At 58.4% G+C, this 17,329-nt stretch carries 15 protein-coding genes and 1 pseudogene; 5 read left to right on the forward strand and 11 right to left on the reverse strand.

What is annotated here, in order from left to right; translation table 11 throughout:
* Positions 1-121 precede the first annotated feature (121 nt).
* The 3 genes from JF290_RS04435 to JF290_RS04445 are packed head-to-tail and all read right to left on the reverse strand — an operon-like array spanning position 122 to position 3,443.
* Positions 122-1,018: a plasmid partitioning protein RepB C-terminal domain-containing protein gene (locus JF290_RS04435; RefSeq protein ID WP_199023553.1), complete on the reverse strand. Its 897-nt coding sequence runs from the start codon at positions 1,016-1,018 to the stop codon at positions 122-124.
* A complete protein-coding gene (locus tag JF290_RS04440) occupies positions 1,015-1,926 on the reverse strand; it encodes a plasmid partitioning protein RepB C-terminal domain-containing protein (RefSeq protein WP_425503917.1) in 912 nt (303 codons plus the stop codon). Before JF290_RS04440 ends, JF290_RS04435 begins: the two co-directional genes overlap by 4 nt.
* The gene (locus JF290_RS04445) at positions 1,926-3,443 is read right to left on the reverse strand and encodes a recombinase family protein (protein WP_199023606.1); all 1,518 of its coding nucleotides are present in this window, start codon (positions 3,441-3,443) and stop codon (positions 1,926-1,928) included. The genes JF290_RS04440 and JF290_RS04445 overlap by 1 nt, the downstream gene beginning before the upstream one ends.
* A 377-nt stretch (positions 3,444-3,820) precedes the next feature.
* Between JF290_RS04445 and JF290_RS04450 the strand changes: the two genes are divergently transcribed.
* From JF290_RS04450 to JF290_RS19450, 5 genes and pseudogenes are all read left to right on the forward strand, one after another.
* On the forward strand, positions 3,821-4,132 hold the full coding sequence (locus tag JF290_RS04450; RefSeq protein WP_199023555.1) for an XRE family transcriptional regulator: 312 nt from the start codon (positions 3,821-3,823) through the stop codon (positions 4,130-4,132).
* Between the two features lie 107 nt (positions 4,133-4,239).
* Positions 4,240-4,494, forward strand: coding sequence for a ribbon-helix-helix domain-containing protein (locus JF290_RS04455; RefSeq protein WP_199023556.1), 255 nt, complete (start codon positions 4,240-4,242; stop codon positions 4,492-4,494).
* A gap of 4 nt (positions 4,495-4,498) precedes the next feature.
* Positions 4,499-4,810, forward strand: a complete 312-nt coding sequence (locus tag JF290_RS04460; protein ID WP_199023557.1) for a type II toxin-antitoxin system RelE/ParE family toxin — start codon at positions 4,499-4,501, stop codon at positions 4,808-4,810.
* 868 nt (positions 4,811-5,678) lie between these two features.
* Complete coding sequence (locus tag JF290_RS04465; protein ID WP_199023558.1) at positions 5,679-8,411, forward strand: Tle-like phospholipase domain-containing protein; 2,733 nt, start codon at positions 5,679-5,681, stop codon at positions 8,409-8,411.
* 425 nt (positions 8,412-8,836) lie between these two features.
* Positions 8,837-8,986, forward strand: a pseudogene (locus JF290_RS19450) (integrase); the annotation flags it as partial.
* 39 nt (positions 8,987-9,025) lie between these two features.
* Here the strand turns inward: JF290_RS19450 and JF290_RS04470 are convergent.
* The 8 genes from JF290_RS04470 to JF290_RS19865 form a co-directional block, all read right to left on the reverse strand.
* Positions 9,026-9,634 (reverse strand): VPLPA-CTERM sorting domain-containing protein, encoded by a 609-nt coding sequence (locus JF290_RS04470; RefSeq protein ID WP_199023559.1) that lies wholly within the window; start codon positions 9,632-9,634, stop codon positions 9,026-9,028.
* Positions 9,635-10,147: 513 nt separating this feature from the next.
* On the reverse strand, positions 10,148-11,878 hold the full coding sequence (locus JF290_RS19760) for a calcium-binding protein (RefSeq protein WP_199023560.1): 1,731 nt from the start codon (positions 11,876-11,878) through the stop codon (positions 10,148-10,150).
* Between the two features lie 412 nt (positions 11,879-12,290).
* Positions 12,291-12,683: a hypothetical protein gene (locus tag JF290_RS04480; protein WP_199023561.1), complete on the reverse strand. Its 393-nt coding sequence runs from the start codon at positions 12,681-12,683 to the stop codon at positions 12,291-12,293.
* Entirely contained in the window at positions 12,680-13,990 is a 1,311-nt protein-coding gene (locus JF290_RS04485) for a recombinase family protein (RefSeq protein ID WP_199023562.1), read from the reverse strand. Before JF290_RS04485 ends, JF290_RS04480 begins: the two co-directional genes overlap by 4 nt.
* Entirely contained in the window at positions 13,987-14,433 is a 447-nt protein-coding gene (locus JF290_RS04490) for a DUF2924 domain-containing protein (protein WP_199023563.1), read from the reverse strand. Before JF290_RS04490 ends, JF290_RS04485 begins: the two co-directional genes overlap by 4 nt.
* Entirely contained in the window at positions 14,430-14,633 is a 204-nt protein-coding gene (locus tag JF290_RS04495) for a hypothetical protein (protein ID WP_199023564.1), read from the reverse strand. Before JF290_RS04495 ends, JF290_RS04490 begins: the two co-directional genes overlap by 4 nt.
* On the reverse strand, positions 14,630-16,957 hold the full coding sequence (locus JF290_RS04500) for a phage/plasmid primase, P4 family (protein ID WP_199023565.1): 2,328 nt from the start codon (positions 16,955-16,957) through the stop codon (positions 14,630-14,632). The genes JF290_RS04495 and JF290_RS04500 overlap by 4 nt, the downstream gene beginning before the upstream one ends.
* A complete protein-coding gene (locus tag JF290_RS19865) occupies positions 16,954-17,094 on the reverse strand; it encodes a helix-turn-helix domain-containing protein (protein WP_484593318.1) in 141 nt (46 codons plus the stop codon). Before JF290_RS19865 ends, JF290_RS04500 begins: the two co-directional genes overlap by 4 nt.
* Positions 17,095-17,329: the final 235 nt, after the last annotated feature.

Raw genomic sequence — 17,329 nt, forward strand, 5'->3', positions numbered from 1 at the left:
GTGGGCTCCGAACGGGATCGCCGCCATCCCCACCGCCGCGCTCGATCCGGCCCACAGTCCGGCGTCTCCCGCGGTCCCCGCGCTTATTGGGTCCGGGTCCCCATCGTCGGCGGTCGAACCGCTACTCCGAGACGGCGGCCTCTTCCGGCGTGATCTCGGTTATGGTTTGGAACTCGCCGAGAAATTCGGCATGATTCTGGGCCAGGTAGCGCACGATTCGAGTGTTACCGAGCAATTTTCCGACGTAGCCCTTGATCACGGTCAGATGCAGATGGTCCTGGCCATAGGTGTCCTGGATCGAGGCGATCCCCTCCTGCAGGCGGGCGAGTTCCTGTTCCATGCGCGCCATCGCCTCCGGCGTGATGCCTTTGACCTTCTTCGGCTTGGAGGACTCGACCAGTTGGGCCTGCGGCGTTCCCGCGAGGATCGCGTTCGCGTAGGCAACGGAATAGTTGTTCGCGTTGATGAGCAATTCAGCCGCCTCGATCTGGCGCAATGGGATCATTTTCCGAAGGGTATCGAACACCACCGAAGTGCAGGCCTTATCCTTGAGCAATGCAATCGCCTCCGGGCATATGCCGTCCAGCAGCTTGATCTTTTTCTGGATACTGCGTGTGCCGAGGTCGAGCGCCGATGCAATCTTTTCCTCGGAGACGCCACGCTCGATGGCCTTCAGGATCATCCGATGCTCCTGAACAGGCGCAAGGCGGCTGATGCGCTTGTTATAGGTGAACGCTTCGTCATCCGTGGAGACGAGGCATTTGACCCGCCTGACACCCTGGTCTTTCAGGACTTCCATCCGGATATGCCCGTCGAGAAGCAGCCAATGGCCTTCCTCGCCGGTATTCCTCGTCACCACGGGTGGCTCGACAAGGCCTATCTCGCGGATTGAGGCTGCAATCTGAATGTACTTGCGGCTGGACTTCACCGACTTGTTCATTGCGCGCACTGGCAGGATGTCTGCAACCCTGATGGTGGCAAACTCATTCTCAAAGCCAAACAGAACCTTTTGGGTCATGGTGCAACTCCGTCGGCGACGGAGACCTGCAGGTGGGTGGGCATGGTCTCCAGGCCTTCCGCCCGGAGCAGCGTTACGAAGTGGTCGTCCTCGAGGAGGGTTCGGAATGCCTGGCAAATGAACAGGAGCCGCCCCTGCGTCAGTTCCGCTTTCTTGATCAGAAGCTTCTGACGGTCGGCCTCCTTCTGGTAGGCCCGCACCAGCGCCTCGCTTGTCAGCGGCCGCCGGCTACGGCTGTCGCGCCCGTACGCTTTTGGGTGCATCTTTTTCCCGCGTGCCTCGCGCTGTTCGATCAGGCGCCGGGCCGCCGCGAGTTTCTTCCCCCGCAACTTCTTCTGCGTGTAGGCATCCATCAGCGCACGCTGCGCGCCTTCGGCATCGGTTTTCGATATGTCGATGGCGAGGTTCAGGGGGAGCAGACCGGTCTCGACGGCCGTGACCAGCCGCTCTTCGCCGCGCTCCAGGAGGCCAGCGATCATGCCGACATAGTCCGGCGAAACGCCGATCTTGTCGCCGATCTGTCGGTCACTGTAGCCACGCTCGCGGAGCGTGCCGATCTCCCGCATCAGATCGATTGGGCGATGCTGGCGACGCGCGCAGTTCTCGACGAGGCTCATCACCAGGCAGTCCGACTCATCGGCCTCGATGACAATGGCCGGAATGGCTTTCTGCTTCAGCTCGATGAAGGCCTCGAGCCGACCCTGGCCGCAGACGAGATCATACTCCTGCGGATCTGTTTCCGCGCGACGGGTGACGGTGATCGGGCGTTTCAAACCGATCTTGGCGATGTTCTCCACCATGTCCGCAAATGTCCTCGGGTTTCGGACCCGCGGATTGAGGACCCGAATGCGGTCGGTCGGGACCAGGGTGACATTATTAGGGTGATGTTCTTCCGGGTTCTTTGCCATCATGCGGCCTCCGTCACCTTCGCCCGCCCGGCGAGGGCGTAGAAATCGTCCAGTGTTTCCGTTCGATAGGCATCGAGCCAAAGACCATTCTGTTCGGCCATCTTCAGCCGGGCGTCGGTCATGTCGATGCTGGGCAGCAGGTAGAAGTCGCGCGGCGCGTCGTTGGTTGCGTTCATCCGAACGGCAATCGTGATGTCCGGAACGAGGCCGGTGTCGAGCCGGATGTGCCAGCGCAAGGAGCCTGCTGCGGTCGCCTGGCAGCGGGCCAGAACGAGCGAAACCGTGAACTCATCGTTGACCCGAAGCAGCTGCGTGTCGGCGTCCTGCACCACGCAACCACCTTGGGCGGCCACGCCCTCCACGATGTCCTCAACGACCTGGGGGTGGGCCGCGCGCAGTGCTCTGTTGATTTCGACGTAGCTGTAGTCCCGCTCCGGCTTGTAGCCGATGAGGCGGTACGCGCGCAGAAGGCTCCCAAAGCGGCTACGATAGGCGCTGGAGGACGGAAGATCGCTCTCTTCGTCAATGATCAGGCCGGACAGCGTACCCTGCCGTTTCAGGATCGCCCGCAGGGCATCGAGCAGTTCCTCGTCGGAGAAATGGCGACGACGCGCATCGACGATTTCCCGGGCGCGAAGGAACACCGCCTTGTCGACGATAGCCGGATAGGCGCCCTCGGCCCGGATCCACATGTCCCGCGGGTTCACGACGCGACGCTGCTTCAGCTTGAACGATGCCTTGTTGAAGACATTGTTCCCGATGTATTTTTCGTTGGTCAACACTTGGTGGACGGTTGTGCGGGTCCATGGCCGGTCGAGATCAGTGCGATGTCCTTCGGCGTTCAGGATCTCCGTAATCTCGCGCTCGGGACGCCCTTCATTCACGAACATCTCATACATGCGCTGGACGACCCGCTGTTCCTCTTCTGGGCCGGGCACCAGGATTACCCGATCGGTCTGGAGGCTCTTCTGCTCGCCGCGCGACAGCTCACCCTTTGGATTGCCGTGCTCGTCGATCAGCACGCGCCGCAGCCCGTAACCCGCCGCGCCGCCTTGGCGAAAACCAAGTTCCACGAGGCGGCATTGCCCCGCAAAGACCTTCACCGACAGCTCGCGGCTGTATTCGCCCGCCATAACGCGTTTGACGGTCTTCAACAGGTTGGAGCCGATGCTACCGTCGTTCTCGAACTGCTCGCCGCAGTAATGGACGCGGATCCCTGCACGGGAACAGACGTGCTCGTGGTAGGCGCCCTCATCGGCATCCTGAAACCGGCCCCAGCGGCTGACGTCATAGACGAGTATCGCCTTGAAATCGGCTCGACCTGACTGGACCTCGGCCATCAATGCCTGCAGCGCTTCGCGGCCATCCAGGCGCAAGCCCGAGCGCCCCGCGTCCTCGAAAACGCGAAGAATTTGCAGCCCGCGAGTTGCGGCATAGCTGCGGATGACATCCAGCTGATTCTCGGTCGAATACTTCTGGTGATCGGTCGACATCCGGACATAGGCGACGGCGGGCACTTCCGCGTCGACCGGCCCATCGCCAGTCTGCGCGATGTATGTTGTACGACCACTCACGAATCCGGCTCCGGTTCACCACGCGGCAATCCAGCGAGGGTAAGCCAGTCGGGGAACCGCTCTTTGGCCAAAGTCCGCACGTGGGAGCGCCAGGAAGACGCTTCCGGAACATTGTGAATTCATTTCGGAATGACTGCCAGTTCGGCGCGCTTGTTGTATGGTTCTTGTCGCACACTCGAGCGCCGGCGTTGTCTTTTCGCAGTTCATGTCCGTCACCTTCGAGATTTTGACCGTTCCAACAGATGGTTAAATCGGCCCACTGGAGGAATTCATGAATTCTTCCGTTTTCATGACTCTCTACAGCTGTAGCGGAGCGAGACATGAAGATGCGGGTTAAGATGGGCACAGTTGTGCCGAAGATGGGCACAATTGTGCACCCGGGCGACATTCCAGACGATTATCGCACCGCAATCGCCCTGGCATTGCATGCGGAACTCGGCTCGACCCACCGTGCAATCAAATCCGCGATGCGCTGGACGGGCGCCAGCGAGCGGACCGTCAAATACTGGTTTGCCGGCGAACGGGGGCCGAGCGGTGAGCACCTTGTTTCGCTCGCGCGGCATTCCGATGCCGTGCTGGCCGTGCTGCTCACGCTGGCGGATCGGTTGATTGCGGAGGGAGATGAAAGATAGAGTCAGACCGGCTGGCCCGCTGGACGGCGTGTAGCGCGCGCTCGACCTTCTCTTGATTTGTGTTCGATATTGGTTAATATCAATACACAAAAGAAAAGGAGCGCGCCATGTCTCGCACCACCACCATGACCGTCCGCGTGAGCGGCGCTCTCAGCGAGTTCGTCGCGGCGAATGTCGGGGAGGACGGCGCCTACGAGAACGTCAGCGAATACATCCGTGACCTGATCCGTCGCGACAAGGAGCGCTCAGAGCGCGAGGCATTTGATCGTCTGAAGGCGGAGTTGAATCGCGCCTTCGCCGTGCCCGACGAAAGCTACAAGCCGCTGACCGCGGCTGAGGTGATCGCTCGGAACCAGACCTGACCCCATGGCGATCCGTATCCAGGAAGCGGCGTCGATGCGCCTTGACGAGATCTACCGTTACACCCGTGACCGATGGGGAGAGGCACAGGCGGAAATCTACATCACCGGTCTGTTCACCGCGTTCGAACAGATTGAAACACGTGGCATCGCTTCGAAGATCGTACCGGCCGAATTCGAGGTGCAGGGCTATTTCTTCCGCTACGAGCGGCATTTCGTGTATTGGAGGCAGCTTGACAACGGTGACATCGGAATCGTCACGATCCTGCATGAAAGAATGCATCAGATAGATCGATTCAATGAGGATGATACCGAATAGGTGGCATCTGTAGCGAGCTTCAGAGGATTTGGAGCCGTCCCGAGAGTCCGAATCCCGTTCCCTCCGCCACTTGCCCTCGCGAAAGCGTTCTCCCGATCCGGCTGCGGCCGGATTTTCTCGTTGTTTTCGAGGGTTATGCAGGTTGAGCTGAACACCGGCTGCTCAGGCCAACGGCAATAATCGTTCTCTCCGGAGCCGTTTTCTCTGAACCTCATGACTGCGCGGGTTTAGTGCAGAGTTTTTAGCTTCCTGAAATTAATCAACATTTCATCCCAACAGCCTGAACACTTCGATGCCGGTGGCACTCGCAGAGATGGAACGGAAATCGAACGGTCGCCGTTTCTCGTGCGCCTACTTCTCAAGGTCAGTCGCCCCCCCGAAGCATCTCCCCGTAGGGCGACACCAGCCGTTCGCTGCGGCCCGCACAAACGACCGGGTCGCGGACGAAGCCGCCTTTTGCTGCGGCTGTGCCAACGGCGGCTATCGGTTGATACGCGAGGTCGCAAACGGTCGTTTCGGCCGTGGACAGAAACGTGCGGGTTTTGTCATCCGGACAAGTCGCGGCGGTCTTCCCAACAAGCGATTGCCACCCAGTCAACCCTCGAAATCAATGCAAACGTGACAAGTGAGATCAGAAAGTAAGCCAGAGAAGCGTAAGCGTTGCTATCTAATTACAAAGCTTTTTACTTGCTCGAGCTGGAATCTGTCGACAAAATGAAGGTGTCGCATTGATGTCAGGAGCTTAGTTCTGGACGATTGTCACCGCTTCTGGTGGTTCGGCGCAGCCCGTTTTAGGTGAATATAATCGACAACCTCGAAAAGTAATTTGTAGAGGCCTGCGCTTTTCATAGGAAACAAGGAGATTTCATTGAAAATACTAAAGATATCCCATGCAGTATTTTGTGCGATCACTTTCCTATTTATTGTTGGAAGCGTACTTTCGGCGCAGGAGGCGGCGGATCAGCCCCTCGGTTGGAATGACGGAAAGCGCGGTATCGCCCGAGACCTACTGGACGCGTTTGACGGTGACACTGGAGCGCTTGACGCTGTAGCGGATGCAGCGATATTTTCTATTTTGGCTTGGGCATCATACGATGATCCGCAAGCAAATTTTGCGTTGGCAGAGGCTGGCTGGTCAAGGTTGAAAGCCTTTTCCGAGGAAAGAGCTATTGTCGGGGACCTTAACGCAAGTCTCTTTAAAGGCCCGGATGGGCAGCACGTACTTGCTTTTAGGGGAAGCGTCACAGGTGGTGACTGGATCACAAACGTAGCCGGGACCCTTTCCCCAACACCGTTGCTCAACGGCCAGGTCGAAGATGCATTGAGAGTAGCTGAGGCGGCTGTCCAGCAGTACCCGAATGTTGTCTTCACTGGCCATTCGCTTGGTGGACGGCTTGCACAAGCCGCGAGCATAAAGACCGGAAATCTTGCATATGCGTTTAACTCCGCACCTGTCGGCTTTAATGAGATTCGTCAGATGGGCTACTCCGATCTGGTATCTGGAGAAATGCGTCGGTTCCGAAGTCCTCAAGATCAGTTAAGCGGTGTTTTTACGCCTTCGGACGTTGTGGTTGCGAACATTCCAGTCATTGAGGCAAACGCCTTGTTTAACCTGGTAAATGCCCAAGACTATACCCACGCTATGGGCGTTCTTGCGCAAGCGATGGAGAATGTACGATCTGCTCGGGACCTTGGATGGATTGCGGCGTATCTTAATGAGCCAAACCAAGAACCTCTCGCTGCTGGTGATACAGCCGAAATTCTTTCCGAGGATGTGCCTTTATTGACCGGAATATACGTCAACGACCCAACAGCGTGTCAGTCTCCAACTGTCACAACAGACCTTAATGATAGTCCGTATTTACTGAGCTCAAACAACATAGAGACGGGAGAGGCGTTGTGTTCCGTCAGAAGCGTATCAACTCAGGGTGACCAAAAGGAACTGCGAGTCTCTTGCAACATCCATGGCAACGTCTCTGATGCCAATTGGTTCTGGAATATCATTGGCAGAGATCGGTTTGAGACTTCATACGGCGGTTTGAAGGAAGCCTGGGCAAGATGTGAGCCGAACTCTCCGCTGGCGAAGTTTCATTCCGAGGAATTGGCCAACGACAGCATTGGCCAAACCTCGGGTCAGATGGCCGCATCCGACGAGCTTTCAGCACCGGGCTGTCAGGTCGCCTCTGCCGCCATTGACGAAGCAGGGATACTGGATGCCATCAACGGAAAAACCGTCTATGGGTTGATGCCCGACACAGATACCTTGTGGCGTTGGCGCTTTGAGGCGCTAGATAGCGCGGGTGGTGGCGTTTCGCGGTTTACGGCCTCGGGCAGAACAGACTCCCTAACAACACTTATCGACGAAGGTCGCGTGTGTGAAAACATGGGTGATGGAACGTTCGAGTGCAATACTGTCCACCAATGCGAAAGCGGCGAAGTCGCCTTGCTTTTCCAATCGGGCGCGGGCGACTGGACCTACGCGGTGGCCCTATACGAGAATGCGGAAAACCGTTGGGACTGGCAGCATTCCATCGAGGATGTGGTGGCAAGTACGCCAACATCCAAGCCCGCTCAGGTTGAAATGTCAGCGTCACCGGTCGAGCGTGCGCTCGAGATTATGTTCGAGTTGACGAATTTACAGCGCCCCGCGCCGCCACGGGCTGACACGCCTGCCTTTACCGGGGAAGAAGCACTTGATCGGTTCATTGCACAAGCGCTGCCTGATTATCTCGTGCCCGCTGACATACGCTTCAAGGCATTCGGCGAAAATGGAGAAGGACGATTCAGTGTCGCGGGGCACCTGATCGTTCAGAACGACCTTGTCGCGCCGCAACCCACGCACGACGTGCTGATGGCAGTCCTGCAGAATACAGGTTTGCGTTGGGGTGTGATTGAGGCCGCAATCGCACGAAACTTTCAGAACGACTTGCAAGAATACCACATTGTCCATCCCGCAGGTAGCCTGATCGACTTTACCGCTGAACTGCCCTTTACTGACACGGTGGACGGGCTACGCATTTCGGGAACCTTGAACTATGCGCTTCGCAGCACTCAGGCCATTGATGACGTCGAGGGCCCAAATGCGTTCACTCCGGGCACCCGCGATTTCTTGGATATCGCCGACCGTGTCGCTTTGTTCGCCCGCTCATTGCAGGACAGTGCGGACCCGCTGGTGCTGCAATTCATCCAGAACTACGCATCGCGAGCCATGTGGGCGGTAACAGGCGACGGATCAAGTGGGTTTTCGATTGCGCCGTCGCAGCTTGGCCTAGGGTATGAGCCGAACTATGGCTACGGTGACATGAGCGGCAAGATTCAGCACAAGGGTCTGCTTTTTAGTTTCATGGCTCCAGCAACGGTCATCGGTGAACTCAATCTTGGCGGGACACAGTTTTCCGAAGGTGACGGGGTTATGCTGGAGTTGCTCTTTGGCATCGACCCGGATGACCCGACATTCAAGGCCACGACGCTTGGGATCAGCTATATGGCTCCGGGGGAAGGCATGGCCCGGTTGATGAAACCAGCGTTTCTGGACGAAGAGAGCGGCATCTATGCGTGGGGCCCGTTCGGGCGCTCGCGCTGGTGGATTGGCGCATATTGACGCGATAAAAATCTTATCTCGTTGGCTCCTTTTATTCCCTCAAAACCTGGGTGCGTAAACCGCAACTGCCTTAGCGCCGTTTTCCACCAGCGCGAGCGCATCGAAGGCCTTGATGACAAATACCCCCTGCCCAAACCGCTTGGTCAGAAACGGTTCTCTGATTGCGGCTATGTCGTTTTTGTCACCGATGGAATGATTTTCAAAATCATTGAAAATTCGTGTGCCACAATCCCTTGGAGAAACTGCCTCTGATTTTATTACGTTTCTGGCCGTCTTCCGATAGAGCGGACATTGGTGCGATGTGCAGCATCCGGTATAGTGGGCTCGGACCCGACTTTCTCCGCACGCGCACGTTTCGATGATATACTCGAATGCCAACGTCGGGTTGGCGTTGTGGCAGGGCGTGGCGGATCGGAGGAACTGCCATGACAATTGCGAACTTACCTGTCATTCGAGCCTGCCGTCCCGCTTGGAACAAAGGCCGTATCGTCGGCCAGAAGCGACCTTTGATGCCGAAGCACGTCTGGGCCATTCGTGTTCGCCTTGAGATTGCCGAGAACCACAGAGACCCCGCGCCGCTCAAATTGTCTTGTCTGCTTCAAGCGTGAATGAAGTTAGGCAGGGCGCCTTTTTCTACGCTTGAGAGCAGCAAAACCGGCAATGCCTGTTAAAAGAAGCACGCCTCCCGCAGGTAGCGGGATGACATCAACCGGCGCTTGCGTTGTGTTGATTGTCAATGTCCAAGGTTGCGCAGGAAAGACAAGACCAGCAGACAGCTGGAAATCCCATACTGCTCCGCCTGTGTCTTGGCTCAGGGGGCCTGTCTCTGGTCCGAAACTGTCAAAAAAGGACGCCGATATGCTGGCACCAGAGTTGATCGCGCCAAAACTGTCGTCGAATAGATTTGCGACACTGTTGAACAACGCAGAGTTCATGTTTTGACCAATGCTGGCGTCGTCAAACGGCGCGGCAAATGATAAAATGATGCTATCAACGGTCATTCCGATTGCTTGAGTGAATCTGATCCGGTCAGTCTCAGCAGGAGGCGTCTGGTTGATGGAACCCAAGATCGTGTTCACCCCCGCAACGAGATTTACATTTGTGGTACCGATCGCGTCGAGATCGCCATCCACCGCCTCGTTGTAGATCGTCGTCGCAGCGGCGCTTCCGACAGACAACATGAGCGCTAACCCCGAAAGTGACCCAAAAATCATTTTTCGCATCATTTATTTCCCTTACATAAAATTTGAAACAACCTTGCGCATTTCTACAGGATTTAGTCAGCTAAACAAGACTTGAACGCGTGAGGTAGCGCCTAGTTCGAGAAGCATGGTCAACTTTGGGCTCTCTGCCGTCATCCGACTCTTTCTGTCAGGCTTCGGTGCCCGACGTACGACTGAGTGACGGTACTGCGGACAGTCCGACCCTTCGTCCCCGAGAGGTCAACTGGCGCTATCTGCGCAAAGCCGACGTCCGGAAGAGTGCACGACTTCGCTGCCGCAGCACTGGCAGAAGGGGGCGTCAACCCCGGAGCAGACATTGGAGAACGGCAACAAGGAGCTTATCCTGCAAGATTTGCAAATGCATCGCACACGCCTAAAACAGGTCAGAATCTCGCAGATCTTGAAAATGCACCTCTGGCCGGTTTTCCCCGGCATGTCCCGCTCCATGGTTCAGTGCAGTTAGGCGAGCTCCGGACCATCACGCCACGAGGCGGCACAATGGTCCGGCAGGTGTCAGAGGTCGAACCAGACGGCTTCTGCCAGCGTGGTACCGACGACGTCGATGGTGAAATCGGCGAGGCTGTCGCCGTCGACATCGCCCTCGATCCGCTGGACGCCGCCGGTGTCTACGGCGCGCAGTTCTCCAGCTGCGCCGCTGAATTCGACATACCCGACGAAGTCAAACGCGTCGTCCTCTGCTGTCGCGACATCGGCGTCGATGCGATTCAGTTTGATGAGATCAAGCTCGGCGCGCGAGAAATCGGTGATGATGTCCACGCGCCGAGAATCCGTCGTCGTGAAGAGGAAGGTATCCGCACCGAGCCCGCCTGTCAGGAGGTCGTTGCCGCGCGCCCCCTTCAGAATGTCATCGCCCTCGCCGCCGACCAGCGTGTCGGCCCCGAAGCCGCCCTTCATGATGTCGTCGCCGTCGCCCCCGTCCATGACGTCGGCCCCGATGCCGCCGAAGAGCTTGTCGTTGCCCGCGCCACCAAATAGCAGATCGTCGCCTGCGCCACGGAAAAGGGTGTCGTCGCCGACGCCACCGCGCATCTTGTCGTTGCCGGCACCGCCCTCGAGCCGGTCATTGCCGAGATTTCCCCGCAGGATGTCATCGCCGTCGCCGCCGTCCAAAAGGTCGTCGCCTTCGTGGCCGATCACGAGATCGTTCCCGCCCCAGGCTGCAATGTAGTCCCCGAAGGAACTGCCCTCGATGATGTCGTCGGTGGCAGGCGGTGCCTCGACCTCGGTGGTGCCGATGTATTCATGCAGCACGTAGATCGCCTCGCGGGCGTCCTCAACCGATTGGGCCCAGTCATTGATTCCGGCGGCGGAGCCGTCGGCCATCTCGAAACTCAGCCCGTCGGCGGAGAGTTTCATGTATTCGTCCGTCCAGTCGACGCCGCTGCCAACGTCGTTCAGGCCGTCACCATTCCGGTCCTTGCCCCAGATCGCGTCTAGCAAGGTGCGCTGCACGGCTTCGAGGTCGGAAGAGTCGCCATCCATGTCCTGATACCACTGCACCCAAGTATCGCCATAGGTCTCCATCCGGTCGTAATCGAAGGTTTCATTCACACCATCGGTGAAGCCGAAATGATCGATCTGGAGTGTTTCACCCGAACCGGTAACTTCGTTCACGCCCATCAGCGTGTGCGAGGTGATGACGGCGTCGAGGCTTATGGGATGGAACTTGGAAAAAACGCCGGCGAGCAGCCCGGTCGGGTCCCAACCCGAGTCGAGCAGGTCAACCAGGGGCGGGGGCAGCTCGGCAGCGGCATTGGCCTGAACTTCAGTCCAACTCGTGGCGCCGCCGACGGTCATGACCAACTTGTAGAGCGCGAGGTTCTCGCGCGGGGAATCGATCAGCACGCCATCGACCATGATGCGGCCGGAGGCATCGACATCAATCAGGGTTCCGGCGTCGATCTTGCCGAGGGCCTCTTCGAGCGCCGAATCGACCACGGAGTCCGGGGAGCGCATTATGTTCGCCCGCTCAAGCTCCACCTCCTGCACATAGGGCAGCAGTTCGGGCGGGACTTCGAAATCGCCTTCCGCTCCTTCGACAAGATGGATGGGAAAGGTTTCCCCCGTTACCGGGTCAAAGCCGATCGGAACGATCTGACCATTGGCATCCAGCACCGGTTCGCCGTTGCCGCCTCCATCGGTCGGGTCCAGATCCCGCGCCACAACCCACAGGTCTCCATAGAGATCACCTGCACCACTCCCACCGGTTCCTGGTCCAGCCACTTTGTTTTCCTTTCACTCGTTCGATGAACACATGTTTACGCATTCCTTACCATCTTAACTAAACTCGAAACGACAGCTCGCATTGATCTATATCAAGAATCGAATGTGAACCTACTTGACCTGCGCTTGCCGGCGTTGCTTTTCGTCCTTTGAAACGCGCCGAGGACTCAACGGGGCAATCGTGATGCAGGCTCTGCATGATTCCGCTTTTCCAGCCGAGTTGCCCCGCGTCCCATACATCGCGAAGGTCCGTTTCCGGCCACTTTGCCGAATGCCGAATAATGACGCGGAGGAACGCTGCATCTGTAGCGAAGGTGCGCACAGTCGGCAAACTACCAGTTCGCACAGACCGCACCATCGGCCAGATTGGGCTCGTTCCGGCCGATCGCCGCAGTTTGCACGAACGGCCGCTTCAGACGGTCCGCCCAAAGTACTCCGGCTGCGCCGCCCACGCCAGTGGGAATGGATCCAGCAAACTTGCCAGCGTCACGTCTGGCCCCTGCTTGCCGTCCAGGAGCGCCTCAACGATATCGGGCGCGAGCAGCGTCAGGCGCATGACACGGGTCATGTAGGACGGTGCGATGCCTTCGCGTTCTGCGAGCTCGGCGATGGTTATGAACTCGCAGGATTCCAGCATCTGCTTCCAACGGAAGGCGCGCGCTAGCGCCTTGACCAGCGTGTTATTCGTTCGTCGCGGCTGCTCGGCGCCGTCGGGCAACTGCATCTCCTTCCGCCCGCCGCGCTTCACGACGCGGAACGGAACGTATAGCGTGACAGTATCCGGGATCGGTGTCCTGCTGGTCATGCGGCCGCCTCGATGCCGCCTGCAAGCATCTCGCGCGCAAGGCTACTGAGGCCGTCAACGCGCAACCGAACATTGAGCCCGTCCGTGCCTATATCGACGCGCTCGATCAGCAGAGCCATTATACGCGTCTGCTCGGCAGGGAACAATTCGTCCCACAGCGGGTCGAACTGCTGTAAGGCGGCGAGGGCGACGGCTTCGTTGATGTCGTCGGCATTGGCACGTGCCGCCTTCCATGTCCCGGCCACGATCTCGGGCTGGCGGAAGACGGTGCGAAGCTGATCGATGACAGTCGCCTCGATCTCTCCCGCGGATACGCGGCCGATCGGACACGTACCGGCGCCGTGTTTCAGAACCGTCTGACTGACATAGTACCGGTAGAGCCGGTCGCCCTTGCGGGTATGCGTTGGCGAGAACGCAGCGCCGTCGGGTCCGAACAGCAGCCCCTTCAGTAGCGCCGGTGTTTCAGCGCGGGTGCGAGCGGCGCGCTTGCGGGGGCTTTCGGTCAGGATGGCGTGGACTTTGTCCCAGATCGCGCGGTCGATGATGGCCTCGTGCTCGCCGGGGTAGCTTTCGCCCTTGTGGACCGCCTCGCCAATATAGGCGCGGTTGTTGAGCATGCGGTAGATAAACTTCTTGTCCATCGGGTTGCCCTTGGGGGTCAGTATGCTGTTGGCAGCGGTTTCGCGGGCCAGTTCGGTGCCAGATCCGGATTTGATAAACCGCTCGAATGCCCAACGGACATGGGCTGCGCGCTCCTCGTCGATGATCAGTTTGCGACTTTCAACGCGATAACCGTAGGGCGGAACCCCGCCCATCCACATGCCCTTTTTGCGGCTGGCGGCGACCTTGTCGCGAATGCGCTCGGCCGTGACCTCGCGCTCGAACTGGGCGAAGGAGAGCAGGATGTTCAGCGTCAACCGCCCCATTGATGTGGTGGTATTGAACGACTGCGTGACCGAAACAAAGGTCACGTCATTGCGGTCGAATACCTCGACCAGCTTGGCAAAGTCGGCCAGCGAGCGGCTAAGGCGGTCGATTTTGTAGACGACGACCACGTCGACCAGCCCGTCCTCAATATCTGCCATAAGCTGCTGCAGTCCGGGACGGTCGAGCGTGCCGCCGGAGATGCCGCCATCGTCATACTGATCGCGAACCAGCACCCAGCCCTCAGACCGCTGGCTGGCGATATAGGATTCACACGCTTCCCGTTGAGCGTGAAGGCTGTTGAATTCCTGCTCGAGCCCTTCCTCTGAGGATTTGCGGGTGTAGATCGCACACCGCAGTTTTCGGATGATTTGCTTGGTCATGCGCGCCTCCGATGGTTCTTGAGCCCGAAGAAAACCCAACCGTTCCATCGCGTGCCGGTGATGGCGCGGGCGATGGCAGAGAGCGATTTGTAGGGCCGACCCTGCCAGTCGAATCCGTCGGTCGTGACGGTTACGAGGTGCTCAACACCTTGCCATTCACGGATCAGCCGCGTGCCGACGATGGGCATTTGGTCGGCGCGGACGCGGCTCTTTTTCCGGTCACCGCCGTCCAGCTGTTCTCCAAGGGCTTCCAACCTTTTCACGGTCTCCGGCTTCAGCCCGCCATAGGCCAGTTCCTGGATGCGGTACGCCAGTCGGCTCTCCAGGTAGCGGCGGTTGAACGGCGGTGGCTCGCTGTCGAACAACTCGCGCCACTGAGCCTTCAGCTGCCGTGTTGGGGTAGATTTCAACGCAGCCAAGCGGGCAGGGATCGTGTCGGTCATGCGGTTCTCCTAGTTTCGATGGTTGCATGACCGCTCTGGTCGGGTGAGTTGTGAAGCGGAAATTCTCCATCTTCAGCAGATAGTTTCAGGTCGTCCTTCAACTTCAACCGTACGAGCCCGAGCGCCAGCAGGCGACAGAGTTCGGCGCGGCGTTCGAGCGGTGTCATCCGGTTGGGCGACAGGGCGTTTGGGAGTTTCATTCTGGACTCCCCATTGACGGGGATGCCAAACGCAGGCCGCGCCACCCCCGAGACCGCGCAACGGTGGCGGCTACAAACCCGCGGGCCTTCAAGGCCGCGCCAAGCTGTTTCGAGGTGCCGCCAGCAATACCGTTGCTGTCCGCCCACGAGCGCCAGGATTGAAACAAGTCGGATGACCGGGCTTGCAAGTCGGGACCGATTTGGCACCGTTCGGAGATCCATTGCCCGACAAGGTCTTCGGCCGCAAAATAGTCTTCAGCGGCAACGTGCACCCGCTCTGGTGCGGCCAGTCCGTGTTTCAGCCATTCCGCGCAGCCTTCCAGCATCCACGACAATATACCTGCGCGTTCAGTTGCCAATTTATGCGCCAGGCTTCGGTCCCGGCGCTTCGGAGGGATCGTCACGGTGAAGGGCACGACGTGCAATCTGCGACGCATGGCTTCACCCACGGACTCGAGAGACGGACAATGGTTGCCTGCGACCAGTAACTTGAACTGTGGAGTGAACTCGAAATGATCCCGACGCATGAAGTTGGCCCTGATCTTCTCTCCGCCAGTGACCGACTTGATGCGCGCTTCATTCCAACTTCGCTTTGCTTCCGTTTCCGGAACGAGAACGAGACGAGCTGCTCTCAGACCGGCCAACTCGGTGAGGTGACGGTCGCTATGCGACGCCATGAAAGTATCGATGGTCGCTGTGGCAGCATAGTTGCCCATCACCGAGGCCAGCGTTTGAAGGAAAACCGACTTACCATTGGCGCCTGAGCCGTGGAGGAACGCAAAGACCTGCTCCGACGTTTCGCCCGTGAGACAATACCCAGCGAGACGCTGCAGATAACACTGCAGATCGACGTCTCCATCGGTGATTTCTTGCAAGAATTTCAGCCAGACCGGACATCCGGCACCGGTAGTGCAGCTGGTTATCTGGCTGAGCAGCAATTTCCGATCATGCTCAAAGCTTTCACCTGTCTGCAGATTGATCACGCCACCAGGAGTGTTGAGCAACATAGGGTGCGCATCCCATTGCTGTGGCGCGGTAGAAATTGCGGGATCGGCTGAGCAGATCTTTTCGACAGCCAGGATGGTTTTCTGGCTGGCCAGCCGACGCGCCAGTTGGGCCGAACCGGCGTTCGCCGCCGCAGTACGGCACACCTGGCGGATGTCTTCGCCGATTGCCCGCGTTTCATTCTGAGCCCAATGGGTTCCGGTCCATTTAAACCATGTGCCAAAGGCCGGAACGTGTCGCCAGTCATTGACATGACGACCCACGAACAGCGTGGCTATCTCATCTTCACTGTGCTCGGGTGCAGCAAGACTGGCGGGTGTGCTCGGTTTATCGAGCGCACCTTTCTCTGCAATATCCTTTGTCAGCAGTGCTTTGAATTCGCGTTGCAGCCTGTATTCTTCCCAAGGAGGAACGATGCAGGCCTGATTGTATCCCTGAACCGCTTCCCATGCATCTTCCACCGTGCAGTCGCCGCGCCGCACATTCCGCACCCAATGGCCAATGACCCGGGATAAAGCCGAGAAGCGGGTAATTCCGTCCTTGCCGCCTTGTTGGACGAGTTGCGTTGCGAGTTGTCTTGCCGTCGGCCCATTGTTGCTGTTCTCAAATGTGCCCGCTTTAATACTGAACCGTTTCTCCGTTTTCGGCATCGCAGGCATTGCCGAAACATGCTGAAGGAGATCATTGAGTTCATACTCATGTTCGGTCTGCGCGAGGATGCGCGTGGCAGCTTGGATGCCATTTTTGCCATGAACGGTTCCCGCCACACGGATCGGCTGGTGTAGACTATCGAAAGAGGCGTCGGCGCCGGTTTTCGCAGCAATCTGGCGTCGTATTTCGACAACCGTCTTCAGATCGTCACCTTCCGCCGGCTCGGTCAGCCGCCAATAAATATGCAGCTTGTCGTGGCCGGCTTCTGTGCGCCCGCCCGATACAACGGTCATCGAAGCCGGACCGATATGCTGCAGAAGCCACTCCCTTTGGCCCCGAATGTCCCCTTGGTCGAGGTCGGCTAGGATGACGCTGGTCTGGACTATGTCTTCGGAGCGCGCAGAGCCTGTGGTCCGGACGGTTCCCGGAACAACATAGACAGCCCTTTGGCTGGCAGCTGCACGGTCAGCGATTGCGACGATCTGAGCAGTGACCTCGTCGACAGAGTAGAAGGGGAGCCATGGCTTCTGGGGCGGCGTCCCCTTTTCTGCGAATATCCGTACAGGAACCAGACCGTCGAGATACCCGAAAAGGATTTCGCAGAAGCGACGGATGGCATTGCAGTCGATCGGTGTTTTCTCGGAGGGCATGGGGGGATGCGAATTCATTTCTTCGTCCCCCCAAGTGACTGGCGCCTCTCGAAGTTGAGGATGTCCGCCATGCGATACCGGATCGTTCCGCCGATCAGGATGTAGGCAGGACCAAACCCTTCGGTGCGCCAGCGCTGCAGGGTGCGTCTGGACACCTTCCAACGCCATGCCAGTTCTCGCTCGCGCAGCGTGACTGCATTTCTCGCTTGCGTGTCTGCTTCACTCTGTTCCCGTGCCACTGCGACCTCACATGCAAGTTGAATTTCCCTGCATTCTATCAGTCACTTGGCGTCTTCTGGCTTGGCGTGGCGTGACATGTCCGGCCGGTGGCGTGACACGCCACGGGCACTTCAAGGATGAAATGGCGGTGTCAATCCCCAAAGGCGTGAC

The sequence above is a fragment of the Sedimentitalea arenosa genome, assembly GCF_016428585.1.
Classification (GTDB): Bacteria; Pseudomonadota; Alphaproteobacteria; order Rhodobacterales; family Rhodobacteraceae; genus Sedimentitalea; species Sedimentitalea arenosa.

What these genes read in the sequence shown, in the direction of transcription:
- JF290_RS04500 (WP_199023565.1), bottom strand. Translation starts at nt 16,957, where the DNA reads ATGAATTCGCATCCCCCCATGCCCTCCGAGAAAACACCGATCGACTGC.
- JF290_RS04480 (WP_199023561.1), bottom strand. Translation starts at nt 12,683, where the DNA reads ATGACCAGCAGGACACCGATCCCGGATACTGTCACGCTATACGTTCCG.
- JF290_RS04490 (WP_199023563.1), bottom strand. Translation starts at nt 14,433, where the DNA reads ATGACCGACACGATCCCTGCCCGCTTGGCTGCGTTGAAATCTACCCCA.
- JF290_RS04455 (WP_199023556.1), top strand. Translation starts at nt 4,240, where the DNA reads ATGTCTCGCACCACCACCATGACCGTCCGCGTGAGCGGCGCTCTCAGC.
- JF290_RS04460 (WP_199023557.1), top strand. Translation starts at nt 4,499, where the DNA reads ATGGCGATCCGTATCCAGGAAGCGGCGTCGATGCGCCTTGACGAGATC.
- JF290_RS04495 (WP_199023564.1), bottom strand. Translation starts at nt 14,633, where the DNA reads ATGAAACTCCCAAACGCCCTGTCGCCCAACCGGATGACACCGCTCGAA.
- JF290_RS04440 (WP_425503917.1), bottom strand. Translation starts at nt 1,926, where the DNA reads ATGGCAAAGAACCCGGAAGAACATCACCCTAATAATGTCACCCTGGTC.
- JF290_RS04435 (WP_199023553.1), bottom strand. Translation starts at nt 1,018, where the DNA reads ATGACCCAAAAGGTTCTGTTTGGCTTTGAGAATGAGTTTGCCACCATC.
- JF290_RS04450 (WP_199023555.1), top strand. Translation starts at nt 3,821, where the DNA reads ATGAAGATGCGGGTTAAGATGGGCACAGTTGTGCCGAAGATGGGCACA.
- JF290_RS04485 (WP_199023562.1), bottom strand. Translation starts at nt 13,990, where the DNA reads ATGACCAAGCAAATCATCCGAAAACTGCGGTGTGCGATCTACACCCGC.
- JF290_RS04470 (WP_199023559.1), bottom strand. Translation starts at nt 9,634, where the DNA reads ATGCGAAAAATGATTTTTGGGTCACTTTCGGGGTTAGCGCTCATGTTG.